Source organism: Ruegeria sp. YTSA219, from assembly GCF_059609985.1.
In genome coordinates this window covers 202,226-226,644 of sequence record NZ_JBXWMT010000002.1, presented here as the reverse complement: position 1 = coordinate 226,644, position 24,419 = coordinate 202,226, and the positions used below count along the sequence as shown (strand labels likewise).

The window sequence follows — 24,419 nt, the reverse complement described above, 5'->3', positions numbered from 1 at the left end:
TGTCTGCAACCTTTAAGCAGTGAGATTGACCGCTTGGTTGATCGCAAAACCTGTTCTTACAGCTCGATATGTAGGGAAGGGCATCCGCGCGGCAGTTTCAATGTCCCGTCGGATCCAGTCGAGCGCCTCTAGCTGTTGAAGGGACGACGACAGCGCCCGATCCGTGATCGATACCAAATCCGATTTGATGGCGGAAAAGCGGTGCGGAGTGCCGGTGAGTGCCAGGATCGGGACGGTCCAGGATTTACGGACGAGCTTGAACTTGGTGTCATCCGGAACGGCGTTTACGATTGCGCTGGCCATACTGGCGGCTTCGATCCCCGGCAGGGTTAATCGGAATTCAGGGCGCAATGGGTGCCCGTGGCCCGGATTCCTTTCGATCAGGTCAAGGCGTATGAGATGGTCCAGACTTGCCGCGAAGGCAGTTCTTCCTGCGCTGGTGGCAGCAAGCAGAGCGGCCTGCCTGCCAGGAGTGCCGGAATGCATGAGTGCCAGAATATTCAGCGACCAAGCTCGGGAGGTCAGCTTGACAAGCAAATTAATGTCCATAAAGTATAGTTAATATAATTTAGCTCAAAAGGAAAGATTGATGCCCCTTGTTTCTTTGAAAAACACGATCACCCTTGCGATTTCGGTTCGGGACCGCCATGCAAGCGCCGAATGGTTCAGCGACAAATTGGGGTTTGAACTTTCCCATCACATAGACGAGGCGGGTTGGAGTGAGATGCGCACCAATGTGGATGGCGTCACATTGGGTTTAGGAGAGCAGGCCGAGCCCTCACCGGGAAATTGTGTTCCAGTGTTTGAGGTCGCCGATATCTCCACCGCGCGCAGTGCGTTAGAGGATGCAGGGGTGGCATTCGACGGTGCGACGGAAACGATCGAAGGAATGGTCAGCACGGCCACGTTTTATGATCCGGATATGAATGCGCTGATGCTGGCACAGGATTTGACTGGCAGCAGCTAAAGACGCGCGCGGGGAAGAAATTGTTAACCTGCACCGAACGTTCCCTGTTGCGTGGGTGTTGCGCAATTCATTGACTTTTCGAACTTAATTTGGTACGAACTGTGTCATGCTAGAAGAAGTGAGCAACGGCCTCGGGGTAACATCCGGCGGCCGTTTTTCGTTTCTCTCGTGCGGAGAAAACTCACGCATGAGGTCAATACGCAAACATGACATTGATTACCCCGGAAGAGCGGATTTCCCAAACGGCTGACTTGTTGCAGTCACTTGAGACATCCATTCGCGGTCTGCGCAAAGCAGCGGAAGAACTGCGCAGGCAGATCAGTGCCGGGGAGGATGCAGATATTGCTGGTGCAGGTAAGCAACTGGGACAGCTTGAGGGGCTGATCCGAAGTTGCCAAAAAGTGGAGACAAGCTTTGTCGAACAACATCACAGACAAGCCGGAGTTGCTCAAGGGGGCTATGCGCTCGACCTTGATCGGGCACGATCTGAGATCGGGTGCAGGCTGGCTCGCCTCCGCGCCTGTTGCGGTGCAGGACAGATTTCTGAGTGAGATCGGGGAGGGGGGGCTGTGCGCCCTCCCTTTCCTGTTTGAGTTCTGGGCGCTGCCGCATCAATTGCCGCCAGAAGGTGACTGGCGGTCCTGGGTGATCATGGGCGGGCGCGGAGCCGGTAAGACCCGGGCCGGGGCTGAATGGGTGCGGTCTATGGTCGAGGGGTCTTTGCCGTTGGACACGGGTAAGGCGCGCCGGGTGGCTCTGCTTGGCGAGACGTTTGATCAGGTGCGCGACGTGATGATCTTTGGCGATAGTGGGATATTGCAATGCTCACCACCGGATCGTCGACCTATTTGGAAGGCGTCAGAGCGAAAACTAGTCTGGCCAAATGGGGCCGAGGCGCAGGCGTTCTCGGCCCATGATCCTGAGGGGTTGCGCGGGCCACAATTCGATGCGGCCTGGGTTGACGAGCTGGCCAAGTGGAAAAAGGCTGGGGAGACATGGGATATGCTGCAGTTTGCTTTGCGGTTGGGGGATCAGCCCCGGGTCTGTGTGACAACTACGCCGCGCAATGTGAAGGTTTTGAAGGACTTGCTGGCGTCTCCGTCCACGGTGCAGACCCATGCGCCGACCGAGGCGAACCGGGCCAATCTGGCGGAGTCGTTTTTGGACGAAGTGCGCGCGCGGTATACGGGGACGCGGCTGGGGCGGCAGGAGTTGGACGGGGTGTTGCTGTCGGATGCGGAAGGCGCGCTGTGGACCGGTTCGATGCTGGAGGCGGCGCGATGCGCACAGGTTCCTGCGTTGGATCGCATCGTCGTGGCGCTGGACCCGGCGGTGACGTCCGGTTCTGGCGCGGATGCCTGCGGGATCGTGGTTGTTGGCGCGCAGGTGCAGGGGCCGCCCGAGGAGTGGCGCGCTTACGTGCTGGCCGACCGCACAGTGCAAGGCGCGGGTCCGGCTGGCTGGGCGCAGGCGGCGATTGACGCGATGGATGAGTTCGGGGCCGAGCGGCTGGTGGCCGAGGTCAATCAGGGCGGGCAACTAGTCGAGGAGGTGGTGCGGCAGGTGGACCCTCTGGTCCCTTATCGCGCGGTGCGGGCGTCTCGCGGCAAGGTCGCGCGGGCCGAACCTGTAGCGGCTTTGTACGAACAGGGGCGGGTGGCGCATATGGCGGGGCTGGACGCGTTGGAGGAGCAGATGTTCCAGATGACCGCGCGCGGGTTCGAAGGGCAGGGCTCGCCCGACCGGGTCGACGCTCTGGTCTGGGCGTTACATGAGTTGGTTGTGGGGCGTGCGGGGGCGTATCGGCGGCCTAGGGTGCGGAGTTTGTGAGGATAAAAACAGGCGGAGAGTGGCGGTTGAAGAACTGATCGCGGTCCGAAGTGACGTGGCCAGCGATTTATGCTAGGAATACACCCTTTGCGACCACGGGGTCGGGGAGGGATTTCGTAGTGTCTACAAGTGACAAAAACTTCACCGGCTCAATTCCAGACATTTATGATGAATTTCTGGTTCCATTGATTTTCGAATCTTATGCCGCAGACTTGGCAAAGAGAGTCGCTGATACCAAACCCAAAGCTGTTTTGGAGACCGCCGCAGGTAGCGGAGTAGTAACACGTGCGTTGGCCCCGCTGCTGAGCGACGAAATTCGTTATGTGGTTACTGATTTAAATCAACCGATGTTGGACAGAGCGTCAACGCAGCAACCGAAAGCCAATCGAATAGAATGGAAGCAGGCGGATGCGTTGGCGTTGCCCTTTGAGGCAAATACATTTGACGTTGTCTGTTGCCAGTTTGGGGTGATGTTTTTTCCTGACAAAGTAGCTGGTTACAAAGAAGCCCTTCGTGTTTTGAAGGATGGCGGGTGTTTTATCTTCAATGTTTGGGACAGTATCGAAGAGAATGAGTTTGCGCATAGCGTGACGAAGACGGCATCTCGGTTTTTCCCGGAAGATCCCCCAGTGTTTTTAGCAAGAACGCCCCATGGGCACGGCAATATTGATTCAATTGTCGATGATCTTAAGGAAGCTGGTTTTACGGATATCGAAACACTGACCATTTCCGAGCAAAGCCGAGCGAGCAATCCGCAAGCTCCGGCAGTGGCTTACTGCCAGGGGACACCGCTTAGAAATGAGTTGGAAGAACGTGCTGCGGGCTCATTGACTGAAATTACAGACGCCGCCGCCGCCGACATCGAAAAGCTGTTTGGTAAAGGGCCGGTGTCCGGCAAAATTCAGGGGCATGTTTTTCTTGCGAGACCGTAAACGCCAAATTGATTTTTCTACCCACTCTATTCGCTTCTGCGTTGTGAATTAGTAAGAATTCCAACCCGTTGCCCTACCCCCGTACGTTCTATTCCCGAGGCATAAACTTCTCTGCGTCATAACTCCTTTCAACAAGCCGGGCAGAGCGGCGGCAGAAAGGAGCACAGATGGTATTCGATTTCTTGCGTCGTGGATCGGCTGAGGCAGCACCTGAAGCGAAGGCGAGCGCGGCTGGGCCTGTGGTGGCGTGGCAGACGGGTGGACGCGTGGCGTGGAGCCCTCGGGATGCTGTGACGCTGACGCGGACGGGGTTTTCGGGGAACCCGGTGGGGTTTCGCTCGGTCAAGCTGATTGCCGAGGCGGCGGCGGCTTTGCCTCTGGTGCTGCAGGATCAGGCGCAGCGGTTCGATGTGCATCCGATCCTGTCGCTGATGCGCCGTCCGAATGCGGCACAGGGGCGGGCGGAGTTGATGGAGGCCCTGTTCGGGCAGTTGCTGCTGTCGGGGAATGCTTATGTTGAGGCTGTGCAGGCTGATGAGGGCCTGCCGGTTGAGCTGCATGTGTTGCGATCCGACCGAATGAGCGTGGTGCCGGGGGCGGATGGGTGGCCCAAGGCGTATGATTACGCGGTGGGCGGTAAAAAGCACCGGTTTGCGGCGGAGAACATCTGTCATATCAAATCGTTTCACCCGCAGGATGACCATTACGGGTTCTCGCCGATGCAGGCGGCGGCGATGGCGATTGATGTGCATAACAGCGCGTCTAGGTGGTCGAAATCGCTGCTGGACAATGCGGCGCGGCCTTCGGGGGCGCTGGTGTGGAAGGGCGGTGATGGCCATGGGGTGATGGCCGAGGATCAATTCCGGCGCCTTTCGGACGAGATTGAGCAGAACTATCGCGGGGCGCGCAATGCGGGTCGCCCGATGGTTCTGGAGGGGGGCTTGGATTGGAAGCCGATGGGTTTCTCGCCCTCGGACATGGAGTTTCAAAAGACTAAAGAAGCCGCCGCCCGCGAGATCGCGCTGGCCTTTGGGGTCCCGCCGATGCTGCTGGGGATACAAGGCGACGCGACCTATTCGAACTATCAGGAGGCCAACCGGGCGTTCTATCGCCTGACAGTGCTGCCTCTGGTGACGCGGGTGGCGGCGGCGGTGTCGGAGTGGCTGGCGGGTTTTTCCGGTGAGGAATTGGTGCTGAAGCCCGATCTGGATCAGGTGCCTGCGCTGTCGGCGGAACGGGACGCGCAATGGGCGCGGGTCAATGGGGCCGAATTCCTGAGCGATGCCGAAAAGCGCGCCTTGCTGGGGCTGCCGGAGCGTGCGGATGGCTGAAGGATATCCGCCATTCGATTGCGCGCCAGGCTTGCGGCTGGCCGCGCATGAGCGGGTGGCCGAGATCCAGCATGAACATCTGTGCAGGCGGCTGGATCAGATCGAAGAGATGATGGAGCGGCTGGAGAGGCGGTTGTGGCTGACGGTGTATGGCGTGGCAGCGGTGATCCTGGCGCAGGCGTTTCAGTCATTCCTTTCAGTAACACCATGAATTCAGCAGGTTACATGGAGAAGAATATGGATTTGGAGCATAAGTTCGCACGGTTCGGAGAGGGCCTTTCGGTGACCGAGGACGCGGTGATCGAAGGTTATGCCAGCCTGTTTGGACAGGTGGATCAGGGCAGTGACGTGGTGCAGAAAGGTGCGTATCGCGGTTCCCTTGAGGGGCTGGCTACAGCGGGCCAAAGGGTCAAGATGCTGTGGCAGCACGATCCGGCGCAACCCATCGGGGTTTGGGACGAGGTGCGCGAGGACGACCGGGGCCTGTGGGTCAAGGGCCGTCTGCTGAAAAGCACGCAAAAGGGCCGCGAGGCGGCCGAGTTGATCCGGGCGGGCGCAATGGATGGCCTGTCGATTGGCTATCGTACCAAGCGCGCCGTGAAGAATGACAAGGGCCAGCGGGTCCTGACCGAACTGGAGCTGTGGGAGGTGTCGCTGGTGACGTTCCCGATGCTGCCCAGTGCGCGGGTGGCGGCAAAGGGGGTGGACCCCGAGGCCGAGAACACCTGGCGCAGTATTGCCGAGGTGTTTGATCACGCCCGGCAGGAGCTGGCGCGAACCTAGCGCGCCGAAACCTCACCCCCAAAAAGGAAGTGCTGATGAGCAAGACCGAAACCCCGGCCTTGACCGGAGAGGGTGTGCCCCTGGTTCAGGAGGTGAAGCAGGCGATGACTGGCTTCGTGAACGAATTCAAGGGCCTCAAGGCTGAAGTTAAGACAAAATTGCAACAGACAGAAGAGCGACTGACCATGCTGGATCGTAAATCAACCATCGCGGCACGCCCGCATCTTGCGGCCTCAATCGAGGACGGCGCACCGCATCAGAAGGCCTTTGATGCCTATGTGCGTTCGGGTGAGGATGACGGCCTGCGTGGTCTTGAGATGGAGGTGAAATCCCTCTCGAGCGCTGTGAACAGTGACGGTGGGTACCTGATTGACCCGCAAACCGCCGAGATCATCAAATCGGTGCTGAAATCTACGGCCTCTATCCGCTCGATTGCTTCGATCGTAAATGTCGAGGCGAACTCGTTCGATGTTTTGATCGACCACACGGATGTCGGTGCGGGCTGGGCAGATGAAAATGCTGCGGCGAGCGAAACCAGCACCCCGTCGATTGACCGAATCTCGATCCCGCTGCACGAGCTGAGCGCACTGCCCAAAGCCTCGCAGCGACTGCTGGATGACAGCGCGTTCGATGTCGAGGGTTGGCTGGCCGGCCGTATCGCGGACAAGTTTGCACGCGCCGAGGCCTCGGCCTTTATCAACGGCGACGGTGCGGACAAACCCAAGGGTATTCTGAACCACGCCAAGGTCGACAACGATGTTTGGGATTGGGGTAACATTGGTTATGTCCCCACCGGCATCGATGGCGGTGTCGAGGCGGATGCCATTGTGGACGTGGTTTATGCGCTGGGTGCGCAGTACCGGGTCAACGGAACCTTCGTGATGAACTCGAAAACTGCTGGTCTGATCCGCAAGCTGAAAGACAGCGATGGCCGCTTCTTGTGGTCGGACGGTCTGGCGGCGGGTGAGCCGGCACGTCTGATGGGCTATCCGGTGCTGATCGCCGAAGATATGCCGGATGCGGGAACCGACAGTTTCTCGATTGCCTTCGGTGACTTCCAGGCGGGCTATACCATCGCCGAGCGCCCGGACCTGCGCGTATTGCGCGATCCCTTCAGCGCCAAACCGCATGTTCTGTTCTATGCGACCAAGCGCGTCGGCGGTGATGTCAGCGACTTTGCTGCGATCAAACTCGTGAAATTCGGCACCGCCTAAAGCGGGCTGAAACCCGGGGGGCCTTCGCCCCTCGGGGCGGCGGGCGCGGGTCGGGGTGAGACCCCTGCGTTGTCTAGCTGCTCCCCTCCGTCCGAGCAACGTGGGGCGGCGCGTGCCCGTCAATTCCTGAAGTTACGGCCCCGGAGGGGTCCGAGATTGCGGAGTGAATGGATGATGTTGATCGAAGAAACCGCCATCGCGGATGCGGCGCTGCCGGTGGATCAGTTCAAGGCGCATTTGAGGCTGGGAACAGGCTTTACTGGTGCCAGCGTGCAGGATGAAGTGCTCAAGGGCTTCTTAAGGGCGGCGATTGCTGCGATTGAGGCGCGTACCGGGAAGGTACTTATCACGCGTGAGTTTTCCTGGAGCCTTAACAGTTGGCGTGACCCTGCGGGCGAAGTGCTGCCTGTGGCGCCGGTCTCGACCATCAATACGGTCAGTTTGACGGATGCAGCGGGTACTGAAACCGCCGTTTCGTCTGACAGATACAGATTGGATCGCGATAGCCAGCGCCCGCGGATACGCCCTGCCGGGGCTGTCTTGCCCGCTATTTCGACCGGCGGATCCGTGAAGATCGCGTTTATCGCCGGTATTGCCGGGGAATGGTCAAACTTGCCGGCAGATCTTGGGCAGGCGGTTCTGTTGTTGGCCGCGCATTACTATGAATACCGGGATGAGACCACGTTGGGTGCCGGCTGTATGTCCTTTGGCGTGACCAGCCTGATCCAACGCTATCGTGTGGTTCGTTTTGGTGCAGGGGTGGCCCAATGAAGGCGCCCCGGCTGAATAGAAAACTGTTGCTTGAATCCTCTGTGCGCACCGCTGATGGCGCCGGTGGGTATCTGGAAACATGGGTCGCCTTGGGCTCGGTTTGGGCCGAAGTCACTGCGCGCAGCGGGTCAGAGAGAAATGTTGCAGGGTTGCCGGTTTCGCGTGTCGGCTACCGGATTGTGGTTCGTGGCACGCCAGAAGGATCGAGCATGCGCCCCTCGCCGGATCAGCGGTTTGCGGAAGGCACACGCCGTTTCGTTATCCGCGCCGTCGCCGAGCGAGACCCGCGCGGCCAGTACCTGATCTGCTTTGCGGATGAGGAGGTGGCGGTATGAGCTATGGCGTTTCAGCCGCGTTGCAGGCGGCAATCTACCAGAAATTGTCGGAAGACACACAGATCAGCACTCTTTCAGGTGGAGCGATCTATGACGCCGTTCCAGCGGGTTCAGTGCCGCAAACCTATGTGACGCTGGGCCCGGAAGAGGTGCGCGATGCCTCGGACCGATCGGGGACCGGTGCCGTCCATCGTTTCACGGTGTCTGTCGTGTCCGAAGCTGCCGGGTTCGGTGCAGCAAAAACGCTGGCGGGGGCGGTTTGTGACGCCTTGGACAGTGCGGGGCTGACCCTGGATCGAGGCCGATTGGTCGGGCTGTGGTTCGAACGTGCCTCGGCCCGTCGGACCGGAACGGGCGGCGCGATCCGCCAGATCGACCTGAGATTCCGCGCCCGCGTGGAAGACGATTAAGTAATCAACGGAGAGAGCAAATGGCTGCCCAGAACGGAAAAGACCTGTTGGTCAAAGTGGATATGAACGGCTCAGGCCTGTTCGAGACCATTGCGGGGCTGCGTGCCACGCGGGTCAGTTTCAACGCGGAAAGTGTCGATGTGACCAGCCTGGAAAGCCAGGGTGGCTGGCGCGAGCTTTTGTCTGGCGCGGGGGTCAAGTCGGCCTCGATTTCGGGCTCGGGCGTATTCAAGGACGCAGGAACGGATGAGCGCGCGCGACAGCTGTTCTTTGACGGTGAGACACCGGGTTTCCAGATCATCATCCCGAATTTCGGGATTGTTGAGGGTGCGTTCCAGGTGACCGGCATCGAATATGCGGGCTCTCACAATGGCGAAGCGACCTATGAAATGAGCATGGCAAGCGCCGGTGCTCTGACCTTTACGGCGCTGTAACGATGGCCAATCCGTGGACGGGAGAGGTGGCACTGACCATCGATGGAGAGCAACGGGTTCTGAAGCTGACGTTGGGCGCTTTGGCGGAACTGGAACGGGAGTTGGGCACAGGGACACTGGTTGAACTGGTGCAACGGTTCGAAGGCGGCGCCTATTCCAGCGGTGATGTTCTGGCGCTTATCGTCGCCGGGCTGCGGGGGGGCGGGGCCAATGTCACCCGCGCCGATCTGCTGAGTGCCGAGATTGAGGGCGGGCCAATGCACGGCGCACGTGCAGCGGCCGAGCTGTTGGCAAGGGCCTTCATGGTGCAGGGGCAGGCATGAGCGGGTTCGACTGGCCCGCATTGATGCGGGCCGGATACCTCAGCCTACGCCTGACACCGGATCAATTCTGGAGCCTTACCCCGGCCGAGTTGCGGCTGATGCTGGGGCAGGGCGCGGGCATGCCTTCGATGAACAGAATGGGTCTGGATGCGTTGCTGGCGGCCTATCCGGACAAGACAATAGGAGAGCGTGATGACGGATCGTGACGGGTTGGACGACCTGCAGGAGCGAGGCGAGGCGCTTGGCGACTCGTTGGGTGATGCGGCGTCGATGGCCGCGGCATTTGATGGGCAGATGAAGCGCATCAAAGCAGCCTTTGAGGAAACGGGCAAGGATGTTGCAACGCTGGAGCGTGGCATGTCCGGCGGCCTGCGGCGGGCGTTCGATGGCGTCGTGATGGACGGAATGAACCTTTCCGATGCGCTGGACGTTTTGAAGAACTCGATGATCCGCACCGCTTATTCTGCCGCGATCAAACCGGTCACGGATCATTTCGGCGGCCTTCTAGCCAATGGGATCGGAGGTTTTGTGAAGGGCATTCTTCCTTTTGCTGACGGCGGCAGTTTCAGTCAGGGACGGGTGATGCCCTTTGCCAACGGCGGAGTGATCAGCGGTCCAACCACGTTTCCAATGCGTGGCGGCACCGGGCTGATGGGCGAGGCTGGCCCCGAGGCCATCATGCCGCTGGCCCGCGGTACCGATGGGAAGTTGGGCGTGCGCATGTCTGGCGGAGGCTCTGCGGTGAACGTGGTGATGAACATCACGACCCCGGACGTGCAGGGTTTCCGTCGAAGCCAAAGCCAGATCGCGGCCCAGATGAGCCGCGCGCTGGGCCGTGGCAATCGCAATAGGTAGATCAAGGAGCAGACCATGAATTTCCACGAGGTGAGATTTCCGGCCAGCCTGAGTTTTGGTTCGGTCGGTGGGCCCGAGAGGCGCACGGATATTGTGACGCTGGCGAATGGGTTCGAAGAGCGCAATACCCCCTGGGCGCATTCGCGGCGTCGCTATGATGCCGGTCTGGGTATGCGATCCTTGGATGACATCGAAACGTTGGTCTCGTTCTTCGAGGCGAGGCAGGGGCAGATGTTTGGATTTCGCTGGAAAGACTGGTCCGATTTCAAATCCGGTGCGGCTACGGGCGAAGTTGCCCAAGGCGACCAGATCATTGCGGAAGGTGATGGCGTAGCGACAGAATTCCAGCTGGTAAAGACCTATTCCTCGGGTGGATTCAGTTATGTAAGGCCGGTCGTCAAACCCGTATTGGGAACCGTCCGCGTAGGCGTCGAGCAGGATGAGATGCGTGAAGGTGTCGACTTCGAGGTGGATCTGAACTCGGGGTTGGTCACGTTCTATTCGCCTCCGCCTGAACGGGTTGATATCACCGCCGGCTTTGAATTCGATGTGCCAGTGAGGTTTGACACCGACAAGATCCAAACAAGTGTCGCGAGTTTTCAGGCAGGGGACGTTCCGAACGTGCCAGTGGTCGAGGTGCGTGTCTGATGGCTGGTGACAAACAGGCCCTGCAGGCCCATCTGCAGAGCGGCCTGACAACGACCTGTCGGTGTTGGGCGATTACGCGCACAGACGGTGTTCAGCTTGGCTTTACCGACCATGACCTGAAGCTGAGCTTTGAAGGCCTGGACTTCAATGCAAGTTCGGGTCTGACGGCGGCCGCGATCGAGCAGGCAACGGGGCTGTCCATTGATAACTCGGAAGCAATGGGTGCGTTATCGGATGTCGCAGTAACCGAAGAGGATATCGAATCCGGTCGCTTCGACGGGGCCGAGGTGCGGGCATGGCTTGTGAACTGGGCCGATCCATCGCAGCGAATGTTGCAGTTCCGCGGATCAATTGGTGAATTGCGACGGGCAGGTGGGGCTTTTCATGCCGAACTGCGGGGCCTGACAGATAAGTTGAACCGACCTTTGGGCCGGATTTACCAAAAGCCCTGCACAGCCGTGCTGGGCGACAAGGCGTGCGGGTTCAACACCGATGCCCCGGGATATTCTGACGAAGCCGAAATCGTCGGTTTGACGGGGGGCAGTATTTTGCAGCTGCGAGGGGCGGAAACTCACCTTGAGGCATGGTTTGAACGTGGGCGGCTTGATGTGCTGACAGGCCGTGCGGCTGGGCTGTGGGGGGCGGTCAAGAAGGACCAAAAGACCGACACAGGTCGATCGGTCGTTCTGTGGTCTGCAATCAGCGGAGGATTGGCCGAGGGCGACAAGGTAAGGCTGACCGCGGGTTGTGACAAGCGCATGACGACCTGTCGTGCGAAGTTCAATAATATCAATAATTTCCAAGGTTTTCCTGACCTGCCTTCCGAAGATTGGGTGATGGCCGTTCCCAAGAACAACGGGGCGAACCGCGGAGGCAGCAGACGATGATCCCGATAAAGCAAAGCATTGTTGATGAGGCCCGAAGCTGGCTTGGTACCCCCTATGTTCATCAAGCTTCTGTCAAAGGGGTCGGGACAGACTGTCTGGGCCTGCTGCGCGGCGTATGGCGGGCGGTGCTTGGGCACGAACCTGAGGCCGTCCCGATCTATAGCATGGATTGGTCTGAACCACAGGGCGAAGAGCGTATGTGGGCCGCAGCACGCCGCCATCTTATCGAGAAAGACCCGGCATGGTTTTCTGTCGGAGACGTGTTGCTGTTTCGTATGCGGGAAAGTGGCGTTGCCAAGCATTTGGGGATTGTCAGCACCTGTCGAGACATCCCTCGGTTCATTCACGCTTATTCCGGACATGGCGTTGTTGAAAGCGCCCTGAGCGACCCGTGGCGACGGCGGGTCGTTTCTTGTTTTGAGTTCCCCACGGAGGATATCTAGATGGCGACGATATTACTGTCTGCGGCGGGTGCCGCTGTTGGCGGGGCCATTGGCGGGACGGTTGCGGGGCTGTCCATGGCAGTTATCGGCCGTGCCATTGGTGCCACTCTTGGGCGTGTCATCGACCAGCGTTTGATGAGCCAGTCGGTCATGGGCAGCGGCAGCGAAGTTGTAGAAACGGGCCGATTGGACCGTTTTCGCCTTACTCAGACGGGCGAGGGCGCCGCTGTCGCCAACATCTTTGGTCGGATGCGTGTCGGGGGGCAGGTTATCTGGGCTTCGGATTTTCTGGAAGCCCGCAGCACCAGCTCTACCACGCAATCGGTTGGGGGTGGCAAGGGATCCCCCAAGCAGCCCGAGGTTACAACGACCACCAACAGCTACAGCTATTCAGTTTCATTAGCGGTCGCGTTGGGCGCGGGGCAAATATCTGACGTGCCGCGTGTCTGGGCAGATGGCGAAGAGATTGAGCGCAGCAGTTTGAATATGCGCGTCTATCCTGGCACCGACGATCAGCTGCCCGATCCGTTGATCGAAGCAATCGAAGGTACTGGAAATGTCCCGGCCTATCGTGGCACCGCCTATATTGTGATCGAAGATTTGAAGCTGGGCGCTTTTGGAAACCGCGTCCCGCAGTTCTCGTTCGAGGTCGTGCGGCAAGAGCAGCCTGGTTTGCCTGATACCGAAAATTCCTTGTCACGTATTGTACGAGGCGTGGCGCTAATGCCTGGGACCGGTGAATATGCACTGGCGTCCCAGCAGGTGAATTACACAAAAGGCCGCGGCCGCAGTTGGGCGGCCAATGTGAATTCAACCTCTGGTTTGCCTGATCTCGTGACGTCCACACAAGCCTTGAAAAGTGAACTTCCGGGCTGTGAAGCCGCCTCTTTGGTTGTGTCCTGGTTCGGAAGTGATCTGCGATGCGGTCAATGCAAGATACAACCAAAGGTTCTGCAAAATGGTATCGAAGGCAAAAATATGTCCTGGGGTGTCGCGGGGCTGACAAGGGCAACCGCCCAAATCGTTCGTCAGGAAAATAACGAGCCCGTCTATGGCGCGACACCAGCGGACGCGTCGGTCATTCAAGCGATCCAACACCTTAAGCAAGAGGGGAAGCGGGTCATGTTCTACCCGTTTATCCTGATGGATCAGATCGGTGGAAACGGATTGCCCGATCCGTGGTCAGACGCCAGCGATCAGCCCCACCTTCCCTGGCGCGGTCGCATCACCCTGAGCGTTGCGCCTGGGCGGGACGGGTCTCCGGACCAGATGGCTGAGGCCGATGTTCAGGTGTCCGATTTCTTTGGTCAGGCGCGAGCGGATGATTTTGTTATCGGAAACGGCACGGTTTCCTATTCTGGCCCGCAGGAATGGGGGTTGTGCCGATTTATTCTTCACTACGCTGCCTTGTGTAAGGCGGCAGGTGGGGTGGACTCCTTCTGTATCAGTTCGGAAATGCGCGGTCTTACCCAGATTCGTGGCCTAAACGGATTTCCGGCCGTTGAGCAGCTGCGCGTTTTGGCAGGGCAAGTGCGTAGTATTCTGGGGCCAGACACAAAGATCGGTTATGCGGCGGACTGGAGCGAGTATTTCGGCTACCAGCCAAATGATGGCAGTGGGGATCGCTACTTCCACCTCGATCCGCTTTGGGCGGATGACAACATAGATTTCGTCGGTATCGACAACTACATGCCTCTGTCCGACTGGCGGGACGGTGAAGATCACGTGGATGCGGATGCCGGCGCAAAATCCATCTACGATCTTTCCTATCTGCGTGGGAACATCGAAGGTGGCGAAGGCTATGACTGGTATTATGCCTCGCCCGAAGAAGAGGCGGCACAAATCCGTACGCCGATCGGAGATGGTTCACATAACGAGCCGTGGATCTGGCGTTATAAGGACATTCGCAACTGGTGGTCACAACCGCATCACGAGCGAATCAATGGTGTGCGTAGCGATAACCCGACTCTTTGGTTGCCAGAGTCCAAGCCCATCTGGTTCACTGAGCTCGGTTGTGCGGCAGTAGACAAAGGCACCAACCAGCCCAACAAGTTTCTAGACCCTAAATCTTCAGAATCCGGGTTGCCGAAATATTCAAACGGGCTTCGGGACGACTTTCTGCAGACGCAATACCTCAGGGCGGTTCTTGGCTATTGGTCGGACGCAGATATCAATCCAGTTTCATCCAGCTATGGCGGCCCGATGGTGGACGTGTCCAATGCCTATGTCTGGGCGTGGGATGCGCGGCCCTATCCGACCTTTCCAAACCTGCGCAGCCAGTGGAGCGATGGGGCCAACTATGCCCGCGGCCATTGGCTTAATGGGCGTTCCGGCTCACGAACGCTGGCCTCTGTTGTAACCGAGCTTTGCCATGCTGCCGGTGTTACCGAGATTGATGTCTCGGGCCTTTACGGTTCCGTTCAGGGCTATGCGGTTGAACAGGTTTCGGATGCCCGTTCGGCATTGCAACCGCTCATGCTGCGGTATGGTTTCGATGCGCTTGAACGCGAAGGAAAGCTGATCTTTCAGATGCGGGATGGCGCACGTGCCCTGACCCTGAATGAAGAGCAGTTGGCCATCACTTCGGACATTGACGGACACGTGGAATATCGCCGCGAGGCTGAGGCGGAAATGTCTGGCCGTGTCAGGCTGCGCTTTGTTCAGTCTGATGCTGACCATGAAATAGCCTCGGAAGAGGCTGTGTTGCCTGATGATGAAACCCATTCGGTATCGGTAAATGAGATGCCGTTGTCCATGACGCGGGCCGAGGGGCGTCAAACGGTGGAACGCTGGCTGAGTGAGGCGCGTGTCTCGCGTGAAACGGCTAGGTTTGCATTACCGCCTTCGCTTTTGAATGTCGGGGCAGGGGATGTTGTGCGGCTGGTCAGTGGTGGGCAGGACGCGCGCTATCGCATTGACAGGCTTGAACAGGTCGAAATGCAACTGGCCGAGGCTGTCAGGATCGAGCCCGGCGTTTACACACCGCCAGATGCCCCCGCTGATGAAGTTACGACGAAGCCATTTGTCGCTCCGGTGCCGGTGCTGCCGGTATTCTTGGACCTGCCTCTGATCACCGGTTCCGAAGTGCCGCATGCGCCATATCTTGCGGTTGCAGCAGACCCCTGGCCAGGAAGCGTTGCGGTGTACGCCGCATCAAGCGATGAGGATTACGCGTTGCAACAGGTGATAACAGGGCAGGCCATTTTAGGCTTCACCGAAAGCCCGATGCGAAGGGCCAGTGTCGGACTTTGGGACGAGGGCGATGCCTTACGTGTCAATCTTGTAGATGGCGTCCTGGAGTCCCGTCCACGGTCTGCCTTGTTAAGCGGGGCAAATCTTGCGGCGATTGGCGACGGAACGCCGGACAACTGGGAGGTGTTCCAATTCGCGGATGCGGCTTTGCAATCGACAGGTGCCTACTCCGTGTCCGGGCGGTTGCGCGGTCAGCTGGGGACAGATGCGATTATGCCCGATCTCTGGCCCGAAGGATCAATGTTCGTGTTGTTGGACGAACGTGTCTTCCAGACAGGGTTGTTGCGGTCGGAACGTGGCCTGACCAAACATTATCGCATTGGCCCTGCAACCAGAGGGTATGAAGATCCCTCTTACGAGCATCTGGTCGAGGCCTTTGAAGGCAATGGTTTGCGGCCCTATGCCCCCTCTCATCTTCGCGTGCAGCAATCCAGCTCGAGGGACGTGTTCTCATGGGTGCGGCGGACACGTCTGGATGGCGATGACTGGTCCGGGCTGGATGTGCCGTTGAATGAAGAAACCGAAGCCTACCTTGTTCAGGTTCGGCAGAATGGTAGCCTGATCCGCGAAGAGGTCGTTGCCCAGCCGGATTGGCACTATACGTCATCCATGAAGGCCACGGATACTGTTACAGGGTCTTATGAGGTGTCGGTTTCGCAGATATCTGCGGCTTACGGACCCGGATTGCCTGTCAGGCTGCAGGTCGGATAGGCGCGGTGCGGCCCGTATTGCACGGAGATGTCAGCGCGGCGGCGCGTGTTTTGTTGAACGCGCCGCCCGATCAGCGTGACCGTTTATGCCGACGTATGATTGCCGAAGCTGAAACGGCTGATGGCCATGTAAGTAAAACAGGGCGGCTACACCCGTTGTTCGGCAACGGTTCGTTAATGGCTGCGGCGCGAAACCGGCACCTTGCCGCCGAACCCTCATTCGATGATCTGCAGTATTGCCGGTGTTTTGAGACGGTGCTGCGTCATTTGATCCGGTTCCGCATTAACCAGAAGCACAGCTGACACATCTGGTTGCGGCGAGGTCCAATTCAAGTCGGCCATTTGGAATCGGCTCGCCGCAATCTTCGCAGAATCCGTATTCTTGACTTTCAATCCGCTTCAGCGCGGCCAAAAGGCGTCGGTATTCCAGGTCCCGATTGACTTGGTGCGCCTTGGCCATGGCCTGGTTCTGTAGCGCATCCATCCGGCTCAGACGACCGATAGATTGTTGATCCAGTTTAACAACAGATTGCGCATCTTTCCCGGCCTGCGACTGGCGCTCCAATTCGTCCATCCTGGCACGGATTTTCTCGTTGATTTGCTTCAGGTCAGCCTCATTCATTTTCGTTGCTTTGCCGATCACGGGTTTGCGTTTGGCGTTTTAGCCACTAAATGGCATTCTAGGCGCAGCAAAGGATCAAAAGCCATGTTGGAAAAGCGCAGTCATGTCACACCTGTAGATCCCGTTTGGGATCGCATCACGACCGAGGCTCAGGCCGCGGTCGAGAATGAACCACTGATGGGTGGATTGGTGCACGCCTGTATTCTGCATCATCGCAGCCTGACCAGAGCATTGTCCTATCGCGTTTCCGCTAAACTATGCTCGAACGAAATGTCGATGATGGTTCTGCGCGAGATCGTGGACGAAGCTTATGCTGACGATCCCCATTTGATTGAGGCCGCCCGCGCAGACCTGATGGCGGTCTACGAGAGGGACCCGGCCTGCCACCGTCTTCTGCAACCGATTCTGTATTTCAAGGGTTATCAAGCGATGCAGGCCTACCGCGTCGCCCATTGGCTATGGCTCAAGGGGCGATATGATCTGGCCTATTTCTTCCAGATGCGGTCCTCCGAAATCTTCGGCATCGACATTCACCCGGCTGCCAAAATCGGTAAGGGGATCATGATCGACCATGCTCATTCCATCGTGATCGGTGAAACGGCCATCGTTGGCGACAATGTTTCGATGTTGCATTCGGTCACGCTGGGCGGGACCGGAAAAGAAGAGGAGCAACGTCACCCCAAGATTGGTGATGGCGTTTTGATCGGCGCCGGCGCCAAAGTCTTGGGCAATATCAAAGTGGGCCATTGTAGCCGGATTGCCGCCGGTTCGGTGGTGCTGCAAGAGGTGCCACCATGCAAAACTGTTGCCGGTATTCCGGCCAAGATCGTCGGTGAAGCAGGATGTGACCAGCCCTCGATCTCGATGGATCATATGCTGGGCAAAGATCACTAGATCTGAAGGTTCTTAAAGAAAAAGGCCGCCCAGTAGAGGCGGCCTTTTTTTAGCCAGATATCAGGCTAGCATGACCATCGGGTTTTCCAGATTGTCGACGATCGCCTGCAGCAGCTGCGCACCGAGGGCACCGTCAATGACCCGGTGATCGACCGACATCGTAACCGACATGACTGTTGCAACCGTCAGTTCGCCATCGTCACCAACAACTGGTTTCTTTGCGCCAGTGCCGACGGCCAGAATGCCCGCATGCGGTGGGTTCACGATAGCGTCGAAATTGTCGATGCCGAACATGCCTAGGTTCGAGACCGCAAATGTACCGCCCTGATACTCATGCGGGGCCAGCTTGCGTTCGCGGGCACGGGCAGCCAGGTCCTTCATCTCGGTTGAAAGCGCTGACAGCGACTTGGTGTCGGCGTCTTGCAGGACCGGCGTGAACAGGCCACCTTCGATCGCGACGGCAACGGCCACGTCCGAGGGTTTCAGCTGCAGAACCCGATCTCCCGCCCAGACGGCGTTGCATTCGGGTACCTGTTGCAGCGCATTGGCCAGGGCCTTGATGATGAAGTCATTGACGCTGAGTTTGACGCCACGGGCCTCAAGTTGCTTATTCAACTGACCGCGGAATTTCAGCAGTGCGTCCAGCTTGATATCCCGGCGTAGATAGAAATGCGGGATGGTTTGTTTGGCCTCGGTCAAGCGCGCGGCGATGGTTTTGCGCATCCCGTCCAGCTTGACCTCTTCGTAATCGCGGGATTCGTACATCCGCATAACCATATCCGTCGAGGGGCCGGTTGGCGTAGCTGAGGCTGCGGGTGCTGCTGCGGCCTGTACCGGGGCAGCCGCCACAGCAGGGGCTGCGGTTGCGCTTTCGACATCCGCCTTGACGATACGCCCATGTGGGCCGGATCCACTGATTTGTGCTAGGTCGAGACCTTTTTGCGCAGCGATGCGACGAGCCAGGGGCGAGGCGAAGATACGACCGCCATCTGCCTTGACCGGCGCTGCCGGGGCGGGGACGGGCGCTTCGGACGCCGCTGGAGCGGAGGCCTCGTTGCCCGTGGCGGCTGGCGCCGCCGCCGGAGCCGCTGCAGGCGTTGCACTGATATCATCAGCGCTTTCGCCTTCTTCCAGCAAAACCGCGATGGCGGTGTTGACCTTGACCCCTTCGGTTCCTTCAGGGATCAGGATTTTGCCGATTGTGCCTTCGTCAACGGCCTCGAACTCCATCGTGGCCTTGTCGGTTTCGATTTCGGCGAGCAGATCTCCGGAGGAGACTGTGTCGCCCTCTTTGACCAGCCATTTGGCAAGCGTGCCTTCCTCCATGGTCGGCGACAGGGCGGGCATCAGAATTTCGGTGGGCATCTGTCTGTTGCTCCCTTACCGGTAGGTCACTTGTTTGACGGCTGCGATCACCTCGTCGGTGGTCACCAGCGCCAGTTTTTCGAGGTTCGCTGCGTAGGGCATCGGAACATCCTTGCCGGTGCAGTTGATGACAGGCGCGTCGAGGTAATCAAACGCTTCCTGCATCACCACCGATGAAATGTAGCTGCCGACCGAGCCTTGCGGCCAGCCTTCTTCGACGGTCACAAGACGGTTGGTTTTCATCACCGAATTGATGATTGCGCCTGTGTCCATCGGGCGGATGGTGCGCAGGTCGATCACTTCGGCACTGATACCGTCCTCGGCCAGCTTGTCTGCAGCTTCCAGTGCGAACTGCATGCCAATGCCAAAGCTGACGATGGTCACGTCTGTGCCCTCGCGCCAGATGCGGGCCTTGCCCAACGGAATGCTCAGGTCATCCACCTGCGGCACTTCGAATGAGCGGCCATAGAGGATTTCGTTTTCCAGGAAGATCACCGGGTTCGGGTCACGGATCGCGGATTTCAGCAAGCCTTTGGCGTCGGCCGCTGAATAGGGCATGACGACCTTGAGGCCGGGGATCTGCATATACCAGGCTGCATAGTCCTGGCTGTGCTGCGCGGCAACGCGGGCGGCGGCACCGTTCGGACCCCGGAACACGATGGGACAGCCCATCTGACCGCCGGACATATAGAGCGTTTTCGCGGCCGAGTTGATGATCTGGTCAATCGCCTGCATGGCGAAGTTGAAGGTCATGAACTCGACAATCGGTTTCAACCCGCCAAAGGCCGAACCAACTGCGATCCCGGCAAAACCATGTTCGGTGATCGGGGTGTCGATTACGCGCTTGGCGCCAAATTCATCCAGCAAACCTTGCGAGATTTTATAAGCGCCCTGATACTCCGCGACTTCTTCACCCATGAGGTAGACGTCACCGTCATTGCGCATTTCTTCGGCCATGGCGTCGCGCAGGGCTTCACGCACAGTTTCGGACTTCATCTCGGCATCAGCTGGCCAATCTGGGGACAGATCTACCTTAGGTGCGGCTGGGGCAGAGACAGGAGTAGGGGCCTCAACCGCAGCAGGGGCGGCTTCGGTCGTCGCTGCGGCTGCGGGTGCAGCCGCGGGCAGGGCGGAGGCGTCTTCGCCTTCTTCGACGAGGATGGCGATAGGGGTATTTACTTTGACCCCTTCGGTGCCTTCAGCGATCAGGATCTTGCCCATGATCCCTTCATCAACGGCTTCAAACTCCATCGTGGCCTTATCTGTTTCGATTTCGGCCATGATATCGCCGCTTGATACGGTGTCGCCTTCCTTGACCAGCCATTTGGCCAGGGTGCCCTCTTCCATCGTGGGGGAAAGGGCGGGCATGAGAATTTCGGTTGCCATGTCTTAATCGTCCTCTCAGGCGTAGATATCTGTCCAAAGCTCGTCCAGCGACGGCTCGGGGCTTTCTTTCGAGAATTCAGCGGCTTGATTGACGATCTCCTTGATCTCTTTGTCGATCGCCTTCAGGTCATCCTCGGTCGCGTGTTTGCCGGAAAGCAGCAGCTCGCGGACATGTTCGATCGGGTCGCTTTGTTCGCGCACCTTCTGAACCTCTTCGCGGGTGCGGTACTTGGCCGGGTCGGACATCGAGTGTCCGCGATAGCGATAGGTTTTGATTTCCAGAATGTACGGACCTTTGCCCGCGCGGCAATGGGCAACAGCCTTTTCGCTGGCCTCTTTGACCGCTAGCACATCCATGCCGTTGACGATCTCGCCAGGGATGCCGAACGCCTCGCCCCGGTGGTAGATATCCTTGGTCGAAGTCGACCGCGCCTGGGATGTCCCCATCGCGTATTGGTTATTCTCGATCACGAAGATCACCGGCAGTTCCCAGATGGCGGCCATGTTGAAAGTCTCATAGACCTGACCCTGGTTGGCGGCACCGTCCCCGAAATAGGTGAAGGTGACGCGGCCGTTTTCCTGATACTTGTCGGCAAAGGCCAGACCGGCACCCAGAGGAACCTGCGCCCCGACGATGCCGTGACCGCCATAGAAATGCTTCTCTTTCGAGAACATATGCATCGAACCGCCTTTGCCCTTGGACAATCCGCCCTCGCGCCCGGTCAGTTCTGCCATTACGCCGCCCGGATCCATGCCGCAGGCCAGCATATGCCCATGATCGCGATAAGAGGTGATCCGCTTGTCACCTTCTTCGGCGGCTGCTTCCAGTCCCACAACAACTGCCTCTTGACCGATATACAGGTGGCAGAAACCACCGATCAGACCCATGCCGTATAGCTGGCCAGCCTTTTCTTCGAATCGGCGGATCAGCAACATTTCACGGTAATAGGTCTTGAGTTCTTCCGCAGAAACGTTTGGTTTCTTTGTGGTTTTTCGCGCAGCCATTGTGGCGATCTCCCCCTCTCGGCAAGATAGTTTAGCGTTAAACTATCTAATAGAACATTTGAGGCTTTCTGGCGAGTGGAAATATTGCGCTGTGGTTTGACACGCGGAAAACCGTTCAGGTAGGGACGTATGCGTTACCACAGCAAGGATTTCCGACGAAGAATTTTGGTCCCGCTCAGCGGATGACAATCTCATCCGAGCGGATCATACCAAGGATCGAGCGCGCCTGCTGATCCAGTAAATCGAGGTCAAGATAGGTGTCTGAAAGCCTGCGGGTCAGATTTTCCATTTCGGCGATTTCGGTGCTCAACGCTGCAAGGTCGCGCGACAGAGCATCCCGTTCCGCTGCAATCTCGACCCGTCGAAACAGGCCATAGTCTCCCTGGACGGCAGCAAAGGTGAAATACACACCCAGCATGAAAGCCACCGAGAAAAAAGCAACTGAGCCCAAACCGGGCCGATGGGAACGGGACACTCTGTTTACCGCCGTATGAAGTCTGCCTCAATGTCGTGCCATTATGCTTGGCATCTGACTGCACTATGTCACAGGTGATTCGGCTTGTGAATCCCCCGATTCGCAAAATTACCCGTGCAGCTGAATTTATTGTTCCAGCGCGGCGACGCCGGGCAGGGTTTTTCCTTCCATCCATTCCAGGAATGCGCCGCCTGCTGTCGAGATATAGGTGAAATCCCGCGCCGCGCCGGACGCGTTCAGGGCGGCTACGGTATCACCACCGCCCGCGACCGAGACCAACTGGCCCGAACGGCTGAGCGCGGCAGCCTTCAGTGCGGCCGCATTCGTTGCGGCATCGAAGGGTTCCAGTTCAAAGGCGCCCAAAGGGCCGTTCCAGATCAGGGTTCGGCTTTGGCTGATGATTTCAGTGATAGCGGCGACACTCTTGGGGCCTGCATCCAGGATCATGCCGTCTTCGGGGCATTGGTCTGCGGGCAAAACTTGATGCGGCGCATTGGCCTGGAAGGCTTTTGCGACAACCACGTCACACGGCAAAACGATCTGGCATCCAGAGTTTTCCGCCTTGGCAAGAATCTCTGCGGCAGTGTCTTTCATCGCGGTTTCGGCCAGCGATTTGCCGACACTGATACCTTGTGCCACCAGAAAGGTGTTGGCCATGCCACCGCCGATGATCAGGTGATCCACCTTGTCGATCAGGTTGCCCAGCAGCTCTAGCTTGGTTGACACTTTTGCCCCACCGACCACCGCTGTCACCGGACGCTCGGGCGCGCCAAGGGCGCTTTCAAGTGCCTGCAGCTCGGCCTGCATCAGCCGACCAGCGCAGGCAGGCAGCAGGCGAGCGATAGCTTCGGTTGAGCTGTGGGCGCGGTGCGCAGCGGAAAAGGCGTCGTTGCAATAGACCTCGCCCAGTTTGGCCATGCCAGCAGCCAGATCAGGATCATTCTTGGTTTCAGCAGCATGAAAACGGGTGTTTTCCAACAGCAATACTTGCCCGGCTTGCAGAGTGTCTGCGACAAGCTCGGCCTCGGTTCCGACGCAATCGGCTGCGAACAGAACCAGCGCGCCAAAGGCGCTTTCCAGTGTGGGAATAAGTTGTTTCAGCGACAGGCTTTCGCGCCGCTCTCCGCCCGGGCGTCCGAAATGGGCCAAAAGGATAGGCTTGCCGCCTGAGGCGAGAATATCGCGTACTGTGGGAACGATGCGCTGAATCCGGGTAGCGTCGGTCACGACCCCATCCACCACGGGCACATTGATATCCACGCGCACCAGCACGCGTTTACCGTTCAGGTCCATATCGTCCAGCGTTTTCCAGCCCATCGCGCGATCCTCGTGTTTGGCAACCGATCTAGGCGGTTCTTTTCCTGCATTTTGCCCTCAGGTCAATGCGTCACTTGGCTTTCGCGTGCGTGGCGCATAGGTATTTGCGCAAGACAAACGACAGGAGGGCCACATGGCCGAGATCAAGGATCCCGAAAACACAATCATTATCGAGCTGAAGGGCGGCAATGTTGTCATCGAGCTGCTGCCAGAAGTGGCTCCGCAGCATAGCGCTCGGATGAAGGAACTGGCGCGCAGCGGTGAATATGACAACGTGGCATTTCACCGTGTGATCGACGGTTTCATGGCGCAAACCGGTGACGTGCAGCACGGCGATATGGAAGACGGATTCAATCTGCGCAGTGCAGGCACAGGCGGGTCATCGCTGCCGAATGTTCCGGCAGAGTTTTCGAAACTGCCGCATGATCGCGGTACGTTGGGCGCGGCTCGGTCGCAGAATCCGGACTCGGCCAATTCGCAGTTTTTCATCAACTTTAGCGACAACCATTTCCTGAACGGCCAATACACGGTCTATGGCCGTGTCATCGACGGGATGGAGCATGTGGACGCCATCGTTCGGGGCGAGCCACCCGCAAGCCCGGATCGTATGATCAGCGTCAAGGTGGCTGCCGATGTATAAGCTGGCCGCCGCATTTGTCCTGCTGGCCGGTCCTGCACTGGCCACGGGCCTTGAGATCGAGATTGAGGGCGAGGGGGCCAATGGCACCGTAACCGTTGATCTGTTTGACGATATTGCCCCCAAGCATGTTGAACAAATTAGCGCCCTTGCCGCTGCTGGTCAGTATGATGGCGTGGTGTTTCACCGCGTGATCGACGGCTTCATGGCTCAGACCGGTGACGTTGAACACGGCCGGGTCGGTGGCGATATGCGTCGTGCCGGTACTGGCGGTTCGGATCGGCCGGATCTGCCAGCTGAGTTCTCGGACTATAACTTTGATCGTGGTGTTATTGGCATGGCGCGGGCGCAGGATCCCGACAGTGCCAACTCGCAATTCTTCATAATGTTTGAACCTGGGCCGTTCCTGAACGGTCAATATACGGTTGTCGGTCAGGTTACTGACGGTATGGACGTTGTTGATGCGATCAAGCGAGGCGAAGGCCCGAACGGAGCCGTAATCGGCCAGCCGGATGCGATGAAAAAGGTCACCGTGACCGAATAGATAAAAGGACCCCGGTGCCTGGTCAGGTGCCGGGGTCTTTTTGTAAGCG

At 58.4% G+C, this 24,419-nt stretch carries 30 protein-coding genes; 23 read left to right on the top strand and 7 right to left on the bottom strand.

The annotated features are described in order from the left end of the window. Window positions 1-12: 12 nt before the first annotated feature. Window positions 13-549 (bottom strand): winged helix-turn-helix transcriptional regulator, encoded by a 537-nt coding sequence (locus tag AC2FFB_RS04165; RefSeq protein WP_142633164.1) that lies wholly within the window; start codon window positions 547-549, stop codon window positions 13-15. 40 nt (window positions 550-589) lie between these two features. On the opposite strand from AC2FFB_RS04165, the gene AC2FFB_RS04160 reads away from it, so the two are divergent. The 20 genes from AC2FFB_RS04160 (at window position 590) to AC2FFB_RS04065 (ending at window position 16,428) form a co-directional block, all read left to right on the top strand. Continuing rightward, a complete protein-coding gene (locus AC2FFB_RS04160; RefSeq protein WP_271947618.1) occupies window positions 590-967 on the top strand; it encodes a VOC family protein in 378 nt (125 codons plus the stop codon). Window positions 968-1,173: 206 nt separating this feature from the next. Then, window positions 1,174-1,518 carry a hypothetical protein gene (locus tag AC2FFB_RS04155; protein ID WP_281994458.1) on the top strand — a complete coding sequence of 115 codons (345 nt, stop codon included), beginning with the start codon at window positions 1,174-1,176 and terminating at the stop codon, window positions 1,516-1,518. Next, complete coding sequence (locus AC2FFB_RS04150; protein WP_496693395.1) at window positions 1,427-2,797, top strand: DNA-packaging protein; 1,371 nt, start codon at window positions 1,427-1,429, stop codon at window positions 2,795-2,797. Before AC2FFB_RS04155 ends, AC2FFB_RS04150 begins: the two co-directional genes overlap by 92 nt. Window positions 2,798-2,916: 119 nt before the next feature. Then, window positions 2,917-3,729, top strand: a complete 813-nt coding sequence (locus AC2FFB_RS04145; RefSeq protein WP_496688433.1) for a class I SAM-dependent methyltransferase — start codon at window positions 2,917-2,919, stop codon at window positions 3,727-3,729. A gap of 167 nt (window positions 3,730-3,896) precedes the next feature. Next, window positions 3,897-5,060, top strand: a complete 1,164-nt coding sequence (locus AC2FFB_RS04140) for a phage portal protein (RefSeq protein ID WP_496688431.1) — start codon at window positions 3,897-3,899, stop codon at window positions 5,058-5,060. Continuing rightward, on the top strand, window positions 5,053-5,271 hold the full coding sequence (locus AC2FFB_RS04135) for a GTA head formation protein, RCAP_rcc01685 family (RefSeq protein WP_142633175.1): 219 nt from the start codon (window positions 5,053-5,055) through the stop codon (window positions 5,269-5,271). Before AC2FFB_RS04140 ends, AC2FFB_RS04135 begins: the two co-directional genes overlap by 8 nt. Window positions 5,272-5,297: 26 nt before the next feature. After that, complete coding sequence (locus AC2FFB_RS04130) at window positions 5,298-5,843, top strand: HK97 family phage prohead protease (protein ID WP_185956631.1); 546 nt, start codon at window positions 5,298-5,300, stop codon at window positions 5,841-5,843. A gap of 35 nt (window positions 5,844-5,878) precedes the next feature. Next, window positions 5,879-7,057, top strand: a complete 1,179-nt coding sequence (locus tag AC2FFB_RS04125; RefSeq protein WP_281971923.1) for a phage major capsid protein — start codon at window positions 5,879-5,881, stop codon at window positions 7,055-7,057. A 171-nt stretch (window positions 7,058-7,228) separates the two neighbouring features. After that, entirely contained in the window at window positions 7,229-7,828 is a 600-nt protein-coding gene (locus AC2FFB_RS04120; protein WP_496874528.1) for a head-tail connector protein, read from the top strand. Beyond that, window positions 7,825-8,163 (top strand): phage head closure protein, encoded by a 339-nt coding sequence (locus AC2FFB_RS04115; protein WP_496693397.1) that lies wholly within the window; start codon window positions 7,825-7,827, stop codon window positions 8,161-8,163. Before AC2FFB_RS04120 ends, AC2FFB_RS04115 begins: the two co-directional genes overlap by 4 nt. Then, window positions 8,160-8,573 (top strand): DUF3168 domain-containing protein, encoded by a 414-nt coding sequence (locus AC2FFB_RS04110; RefSeq protein ID WP_496751574.1) that lies wholly within the window; start codon window positions 8,160-8,162, stop codon window positions 8,571-8,573. The genes AC2FFB_RS04115 and AC2FFB_RS04110 overlap by 4 nt, the downstream gene beginning before the upstream one ends. A 20-nt stretch (window positions 8,574-8,593) precedes the next feature. Continuing rightward, entirely contained in the window at window positions 8,594-9,007 is a 414-nt protein-coding gene (locus AC2FFB_RS04105) for a phage major tail protein, TP901-1 family (protein WP_496688422.1), read from the top strand. Between the two features lie 2 nt (window positions 9,008-9,009). Next, window positions 9,010-9,330, top strand: coding sequence for a gene transfer agent family protein (locus tag AC2FFB_RS04100; RefSeq protein WP_496688420.1), 321 nt, complete (start codon window positions 9,010-9,012; stop codon window positions 9,328-9,330). Then, window positions 9,327-9,536, top strand: coding sequence for a rcc01693 family protein (locus AC2FFB_RS04095; protein WP_496688418.1), 210 nt, complete (start codon window positions 9,327-9,329; stop codon window positions 9,534-9,536). Before AC2FFB_RS04100 ends, AC2FFB_RS04095 begins: the two co-directional genes overlap by 4 nt. Then, window positions 9,523-10,185 carry an RcGTA-type gene transfer agent tail tape measure protein gene (locus tag AC2FFB_RS04090; protein WP_496688416.1) on the top strand — a complete coding sequence of 221 codons (663 nt, stop codon included), beginning with the start codon at window positions 9,523-9,525 and terminating at the stop codon, window positions 10,183-10,185. The genes AC2FFB_RS04095 and AC2FFB_RS04090 overlap by 14 nt, the downstream gene beginning before the upstream one ends. 15 nt (window positions 10,186-10,200) lie before the next feature. After that, window positions 10,201-10,833: a DUF2460 domain-containing protein gene (locus AC2FFB_RS04085; RefSeq protein WP_271947592.1), complete on the top strand. Its 633-nt coding sequence runs from the start codon at window positions 10,201-10,203 to the stop codon at window positions 10,831-10,833. After that, the gene (locus AC2FFB_RS04080; RefSeq protein ID WP_496712863.1) at window positions 10,833-11,720 is read left to right on the top strand and encodes a phage/gene transfer agent baseplate hub protein; all 888 of its coding nucleotides are present in this window, start codon (window positions 10,833-10,835) and stop codon (window positions 11,718-11,720) included. The genes AC2FFB_RS04085 and AC2FFB_RS04080 overlap by 1 nt, the downstream gene beginning before the upstream one ends. Continuing rightward, a complete protein-coding gene (locus AC2FFB_RS04075) occupies window positions 11,717-12,163 on the top strand; it encodes a C40 family peptidase (protein WP_271947589.1) in 447 nt (148 codons plus the stop codon). Before AC2FFB_RS04080 ends, AC2FFB_RS04075 begins: the two co-directional genes overlap by 4 nt. Then, window positions 12,164-16,126 (top strand): baseplate multidomain protein megatron, encoded by a 3,963-nt coding sequence (locus AC2FFB_RS04070; RefSeq protein ID WP_496874527.1) that lies wholly within the window; start codon window positions 12,164-12,166, stop codon window positions 16,124-16,126. 5 nt (window positions 16,127-16,131) lie between these two features. Then, window positions 16,132-16,428: a DUF7742 family protein gene (locus AC2FFB_RS04065; RefSeq protein WP_496688410.1), complete on the top strand. Its 297-nt coding sequence runs from the start codon at window positions 16,132-16,134 to the stop codon at window positions 16,426-16,428. On the opposite strand, the gene AC2FFB_RS04060 is transcribed toward AC2FFB_RS04065, so the two are convergent. Further along, window positions 16,409-16,747, bottom strand: a complete 339-nt coding sequence (locus tag AC2FFB_RS04060; protein WP_496874526.1) for a TraR/DksA family transcriptional regulator — start codon at window positions 16,745-16,747, stop codon at window positions 16,409-16,411. The two genes, AC2FFB_RS04065 and AC2FFB_RS04060, sit on opposite strands and share 20 nt — an antisense overlap. Window positions 16,748-16,831: 84 nt before the next feature. Between AC2FFB_RS04060 and cysE the strand changes: the two genes are divergently transcribed. Further along, on the top strand, window positions 16,832-17,641 hold the full coding sequence (gene cysE / locus AC2FFB_RS04055) for a serine O-acetyltransferase (RefSeq protein ID WP_142633207.1): 810 nt from the start codon (window positions 16,832-16,834) through the stop codon (window positions 17,639-17,641). Between the two features lie 60 nt (window positions 17,642-17,701). Here the strand turns inward: cysE and AC2FFB_RS04050 are convergent, their stop codons facing one another. The 5 genes from AC2FFB_RS04050 to AC2FFB_RS04030 form a co-directional block, all read right to left on the bottom strand. Continuing rightward, window positions 17,702-19,006, bottom strand: coding sequence for a pyruvate dehydrogenase complex dihydrolipoamide acetyltransferase (locus AC2FFB_RS04050; protein ID WP_496712869.1), 1,305 nt, complete (start codon window positions 19,004-19,006; stop codon window positions 17,702-17,704). Between the two features lie 15 nt (window positions 19,007-19,021). After that, window positions 19,022-20,392 carry a pyruvate dehydrogenase complex E1 component subunit beta gene (locus tag AC2FFB_RS04045; protein WP_271947583.1) on the bottom strand — a complete coding sequence of 457 codons (1,371 nt, stop codon included), beginning with the start codon at window positions 20,390-20,392 and terminating at the stop codon, window positions 19,022-19,024. 15 nt (window positions 20,393-20,407) lie between these two features. Continuing rightward, complete coding sequence (gene pdhA / locus AC2FFB_RS04040) at window positions 20,408-21,397, bottom strand: pyruvate dehydrogenase (acetyl-transferring) E1 component subunit alpha (protein ID WP_142633213.1); 990 nt, start codon at window positions 21,395-21,397, stop codon at window positions 20,408-20,410. A gap of 175 nt (window positions 21,398-21,572) precedes the next feature. Continuing rightward, a complete protein-coding gene (locus AC2FFB_RS04035) occupies window positions 21,573-21,872 on the bottom strand; it encodes an FtsB family cell division protein (protein WP_185956602.1) in 300 nt (99 codons plus the stop codon). Window positions 21,873-21,998: 126 nt separating this feature from the next. After that, complete coding sequence (locus tag AC2FFB_RS04030; RefSeq protein WP_496874525.1) at window positions 21,999-23,189, bottom strand: phosphoglycerate kinase; 1,191 nt, start codon at window positions 23,187-23,189, stop codon at window positions 21,999-22,001. 133 nt (window positions 23,190-23,322) lie between these two features. On the opposite strand from AC2FFB_RS04030, the gene AC2FFB_RS04025 reads away from it, so the two are divergent. Together AC2FFB_RS04025 and AC2FFB_RS04020 are read left to right on the top strand one after the other, a co-directional pair. Next, on the top strand, window positions 23,323-23,829 hold the full coding sequence (locus AC2FFB_RS04025) for a peptidylprolyl isomerase (RefSeq protein WP_496874524.1): 507 nt from the start codon (window positions 23,323-23,325) through the stop codon (window positions 23,827-23,829). Further along, the gene (locus AC2FFB_RS04020) at window positions 23,822-24,370 is read left to right on the top strand and encodes a peptidylprolyl isomerase (RefSeq protein WP_142633219.1); all 549 of its coding nucleotides are present in this window, start codon (window positions 23,822-23,824) and stop codon (window positions 24,368-24,370) included. The genes AC2FFB_RS04025 and AC2FFB_RS04020 overlap by 8 nt, the downstream gene beginning before the upstream one ends. The last annotated feature ends 49 nt before the right edge of the window (window positions 24,371-24,419 follow it).